The organism is Sphingopyxis sp., from assembly GCF_050725615.1.
GTDB lineage: Bacteria > Pseudomonadota > Alphaproteobacteria > Sphingomonadales > Sphingomonadaceae > Sphingopyxis.
The window spans coordinates 1-4,772 of the sequence record NZ_JBOHHU010000151.1; the positions used below are offsets into that span (position 1 = coordinate 1).

General features: G+C 66.1%; 6 protein-coding genes. All 6 read left to right on the plus strand.

The features are described 5' to 3' along the window. Positions 1 to 1,071, plus strand: a 1,071-nt coding sequence (locus tag ACREB7_RS20585) for a dihydrolipoyl dehydrogenase (protein ID WP_431594121.1), incomplete at its 5' end; no start/stop codon positions are given. Positions 1,072 to 1,254: 183 nt separating this feature from the next. Next, the gene (locus ACREB7_RS20590; protein ID WP_431594122.1) at positions 1,255 to 1,890 is read left to right on the plus strand and encodes a phosphatase PAP2 family protein; all 636 of its coding nucleotides are present in this window, start codon (positions 1,255 to 1,257) and stop codon (positions 1,888 to 1,890) included. A 55-nt stretch (positions 1,891 to 1,945) separates the two neighbouring features. Next, entirely contained in the window at positions 1,946 to 2,341 is a 396-nt protein-coding gene (locus ACREB7_RS20595; RefSeq protein ID WP_431594123.1) for a hypothetical protein, read from the plus strand. 6 nt (positions 2,342 to 2,347) lie between these two features. After that, the gene (locus ACREB7_RS20600) at positions 2,348 to 2,974 is read left to right on the plus strand and encodes a hypothetical protein (RefSeq protein ID WP_431594124.1); all 627 of its coding nucleotides are present in this window, start codon (positions 2,348 to 2,350) and stop codon (positions 2,972 to 2,974) included. A gap of 39 nt (positions 2,975 to 3,013) precedes the next feature. Beyond that, entirely contained in the window at positions 3,014 to 3,928 is a 915-nt protein-coding gene (locus ACREB7_RS20605) for an aminotransferase class IV (protein WP_431594125.1), read from the plus strand. A 1-nt stretch (position 3,929) separates the two neighbouring features. Beyond that, positions 3,930 to 4,664, plus strand: coding sequence for an HAD family hydrolase (locus tag ACREB7_RS20610; protein ID WP_431594126.1), 735 nt, complete (start codon positions 3,930 to 3,932; stop codon positions 4,662 to 4,664). Positions 4,665 to 4,772: the final 108 nt, after the last annotated feature.

The window sequence follows — 4,772 nt, forward strand, 5'->3', positions numbered from 1 at the left end:
GTGCATATGGGAGAGGGCAAACTCACCGCGCCGGGCAAGCTCGAGGTGAAGGGCGAGAAGGGGACCGAAACCCTCACCGCCAAGAATATCATCGTCGCCACCGGCGCCCGCGCGCGCGACCTGCCCTTCGCGCCCGCCGACGGCAAGCGCATCTGGACCTATCGCCACGCGCTCGTCCCGCCCGAAATGCCCAAGAAGCTGCTCGTCATCGGATCGGGCGCGATCGGCATCGAGTTCGCGAGCTTCTACAGCGACATGGGCGCCGAAGTGACCGTCGTCGAAATGCTCGACCGCCTCGTCCCCGTCGAGGATGCCGATGTGTCGGCGTTCCTGGAGAAACAGCTCAAGAAGCAGGGCATGACGATCTACACCGGCGCCGGGGTCGAGGAGCTGAAGGCGACTGCGACCGGGGTATCGGCGAAGATCAAGGGCAAGGACGGCAAGGTCGAATCCGCCGAATTCAGCCATGCGATCGTCGCGATCGGCATCGTCCCGAACACCGAGAATATCGGGCTCGAAGCGCTCGGCGTGAAGACCACCAAGGGCCATATCGACACCGACGCGATGTGCCGCACCAATGTCCCCGGTATCTGGGCGATCGGCGACGTCACCGCGCCGCCGTGGCTCGCGCACAAGGCGATGCACGAATCGGTGATTTCGGTCGAGGCGATCGCGGGCAACCACCCGCACGCGATGGACCCGCGCAACATCCCCGGCTGCACCTATTGCCGCCCGCAGATCGCCAGCGTCGGGCTGACCGAGGCGAAGGCCAAGGAACTGGGTTATGAGGTCAAGGCCGGGACCTTCCCCTTCATCGGCAACGGCAAGGCGATCGCCCTCGGTGAGGCCGAGGGTTTCACCAAGACGATCTTCGACGCCAAGACCGGCGAACTGCTCGGCGCGCATATGATCGGCGCCGAGGTCACCGAGCTGATCCAGGGCTATACGATCGGCAAGACCGCCGAGCTGGTCGAGGATGACTTCATCGGCACCGTCTTCCCGCACCCGACGCTCAGCGAAACGATGCACGAAGGCGTGCTCGCGGCGTTCGGGCGGCCGCTCCACATCTGATTTTGACTCGCACGAAGCCACGAAGCCACAAAGAGATTTCCCTATTTCCGTTTGTGCTGAGCTTGTCGAAGCATCGTTCTTCCTTTCAACCACAAAAGGGAAGAACGGCCTTTCGACAAGCTCAGGGCGAACGGGTTTAGTGCCTCTTTGTGGCTTCGTGTCTTCGTGCGAAATCCTTTGGACTTGAGGGATCGACCCATCACCAAATCCTCCCGCTTCCTCATCGCCGCCGCCATCCTGCTCGCCGGCGTCATCCTGCTCGGCTTCGCGGTCGTCGGGGGCTGGATGCAGGCGGTCGATCTGCGCATCTCGACCGACCTCGTCCTGCATGTCGGCAAGAGCGATCCCGCCTTCATTTCCTTCATGCAATGGGCGAGCTGGATCGGCGGCGGCACCCCGCGCTGGATCATCGTCATCGGCCTGACCGCGCTCGTCTGGCGCTGGAGCGGTCCGCGCGCGGCGGTGGCGCTCGCGGGGGCATCGTTGCTTTCGAACCTCGCGTCGAGCCTGCTCAAGCTGGCCTTCGGCGTGTCGCGCCCCGACCTGATCCCGCATCTCGACCATCAGACCAGCTTTTCCTATCCCAGCGGCCATGCGACGAGCGCGGCGGTCGTCTATCTGCTGCTCGCCTGGCTGGTGCCGCCGCGCTGGCGCCGCGCGGCATGGAGCCTCGCGGGCGCGATGATCCTGCTCAACGGCGCGTCGCGGATGATGCTCGGCGTCCATTGGGCGAGCGACATCGTCGGCGGCACGATGCTGGGGGCGGCCTTCGCGCTGCTCGGTGCGGCCTGGGTGCGTCGGGGCCGGGCCGCCGCATAAGAAAATCCTAACCGCTCACCTGTATGACCCTCTACGGACAGAGGAGGGTTTTCCTATGGGTGGTTCGATCGGCGGGGTGTTTCGCTGGCTGCTGGCGCTGATTCCGGTCGCCTGGATTGGCTATCTCCTGTGGCATTTCATGGGCGTCGGCGGCAACACCGCCGAGGGCATCGTCGGCATCGGGCTTGGCCCGACCGTGCTCGGCCTGTCGATCATCGCGCTGCTGTTCCTGATCGGCCCGCTGGTCAAGCTGCTCCGCGTCGCCTCGGGGGCCAACCGCGTCCCGGGCGCGAGCGTCAAGGTCGGCGACGATCTGCCCGCGACCGAGGGTTTCGACGCCGACGCCGCTTTCGCCCGCTATATGACCAAGCGCGCCGACGCCCCGGCGCCGGTCGAGGACAGGTCCGACGCCGCAGCCCCGCGTCCGCAGTTCGGCCGCAAGATCGGCTGACCGGCGATGGTCATCGTCCACTATAGCGGCGGCAAACTTGCCACCCGCGCCTTGCTGTTCTTCTTCGGCGGCTTCGCGCTGATGGGCACGCTGATCGGCGCGCCGCTCGGGCTCTATCTGATCGCTTATGGCATCCGCGCGCTCGTTAAGGCGCTGTCGGCGGACAAGGCCGCGATCACCCAGCACGCGCGCGGGCTCGAAATCCGCACCTTGTGGACGAGGCGCTTCGTCTCCTTCGACCATTATACCCGCGTCGGCACCGAAACGCTCTTCTTCAGCGCTGCGGGCCTGCCGATCCCCGGTCCGGTTTTGCTGGTGATCCACAGTGACAAGGGCGGCCTCGTCGGCAAGCGGAAGATCCGCCTCCCGCTAGGCTATTTGAAGCTCGCCGAACGCGCGGTGCCGCTGGTCGGCGAGGCGATCGAAATCTTCGCGATGCCGCACCGCGAGGCGGGCGCCGTCTGGCACCAGGTGCTCGACGAAAAGCGCGCGGCCGAGGGCGGTCCGCCGCCGCCGCGCCAGCTGGCGACCGCCGAGGAACGCGCGGCGGCGCGGCGCGACCCGCTCGAAGGCGCAGCGCGGGGACAACTCGATCGCCCGCCGGTGCGCGGTTTCGGGCGCAAGGTCGCCTGACCCCTCGACACGGGCGCGCCAGCGGCTAGGTTGCCGCGCATGGCTCAAGGCACCCACGACTTCGTCCCCGATCCGCGCAACGACGCGATCCTCATCAACGTCAACGGCACGCTGGTGCCCCGCGCGGAGGCGAGCGTGTCGGTGTTCGACAGCGGCTTCATGCTCGGCGACGGGGTGTGGGAAGGCATTCGCGTCCACAAGGGGCGCATGGCCTTCCTCGACCAGCATATGGACCGCCTGTTCGAGGGCGCGAAGGCGATCGCGATGGACATCGGGATTTCGCGCGAAGCGCTGATCCAGCGGCTTTACGACACCATCGCCGGCAACCAGATGGACGCGTGCCATATCCGTCTGATGGTGACGCGCGGCATCCGCTCGACGCCGTACCAGGACCCCCGCGTCGTGATCTCGCCCGCGACGATCGTCATCATCGCCGAGCATAAGGACCCGTTGCCCGCGACGGTCGAGAAAGGCTTGTCGCTGTTCACCGTCCATGTCCGGCGCGGCGATCCGGCGGTGCAGGACCCCAAGCTCAATTCGCATAGCAAGCTGAACTGCATCACCGCGTGCATCCAGGCGGCGCAGGCCGGCGCCGACGAGGCGCTTATGCTCGACCCGCACGGCTTCGTCGCGACCTGCAACTCGACCCATTTCTTCATCGTGCGCAAGGGCGAGGTGTGGACGTCGAGCGGCGATTATTGCCTCGCCGGAATCACCCGCAGCAACGTCATCCGCGTCTGCCGCGAGGCGGGCATCCCGGTCTATGAAAAGAATTTCTCACTCACCGACGTCTATGGCGCCGAGGAGGCTTTCGTGACCGGCACCTTTGCGGGGGTGGTCCCCGCACACACGATCGACGGGCGGGTGCTGACGCAGGGGCGAGGTCCGATGGTCGAGCGGCTGCAGGGACTGTACAAGATATTGATCGAGCGCGACATTGCGGGTGAAGCCTAGCATGGGCGACTGCATCCGCATCGCCATGTGGTCGGGGCCGCGCAACCTGTCGACCGCGATGATGCGCAGCTTTGGCGCCCGCGCCGATACCCATGTCAGCGACGAACCTTTTTACGGTGCCTATCTCAAGCAGACCGGCGACCCCCAGCCGATGATGGACGAGGTGATGGCGTCGATGGACTGCGACTGGTCGGGCGTCGCGGCGACCATGACGGGTCCGAACCCGGCCGGCACACCGATCTGGTACCAGAAGCATATGGCGCATCACATGGTCGGGCCGATCGCCCACGACGACCTGCCGGGCCTTCGCCATGCCTTCCTGATCCGCGATCCGGCGCGCGTCGTCGCGAGTTATGCCGCGAAGCGCGTCGCGGTGCGCCCCGACCATCTCGGCACCGACAAACAGGTCGAGTTTTTCGACCGCGAGGCCGACCGGCTGGGTCATGCTCCGCCGGTGATCGACAGCGCCGACATATTGCGCGACCCGCCCGCGATGCTCGCGAAGCTCTGCGCGGCGCTCGGCATCGCGTGGGATCCGGCGATGCTGCATTGGGAGGCAGGGCTTCGCGACACCGACGGCATCTGGGCATCGCACTGGTACGACGCGGTGATGACAAGCACCGGCTTCGGTGCGCCCGACAAGCCGGTGCCCGAACTGGACGCGCAAGGGCAGGGCGTCGCCGAAGCGTGCCGGCCCGATTACGACTATCTGGCGCGGTTCAAGATTGCGGCCTGACCCGATCGTCATCCCCGCGAAAGCGGGGACCCGCCTTCTTCCTTCTTTCTCCCTTCTTCGTGCCTTTGCGCCTTTGCGTGAGATTTTCTTTTTTGACTCACGCAAAGG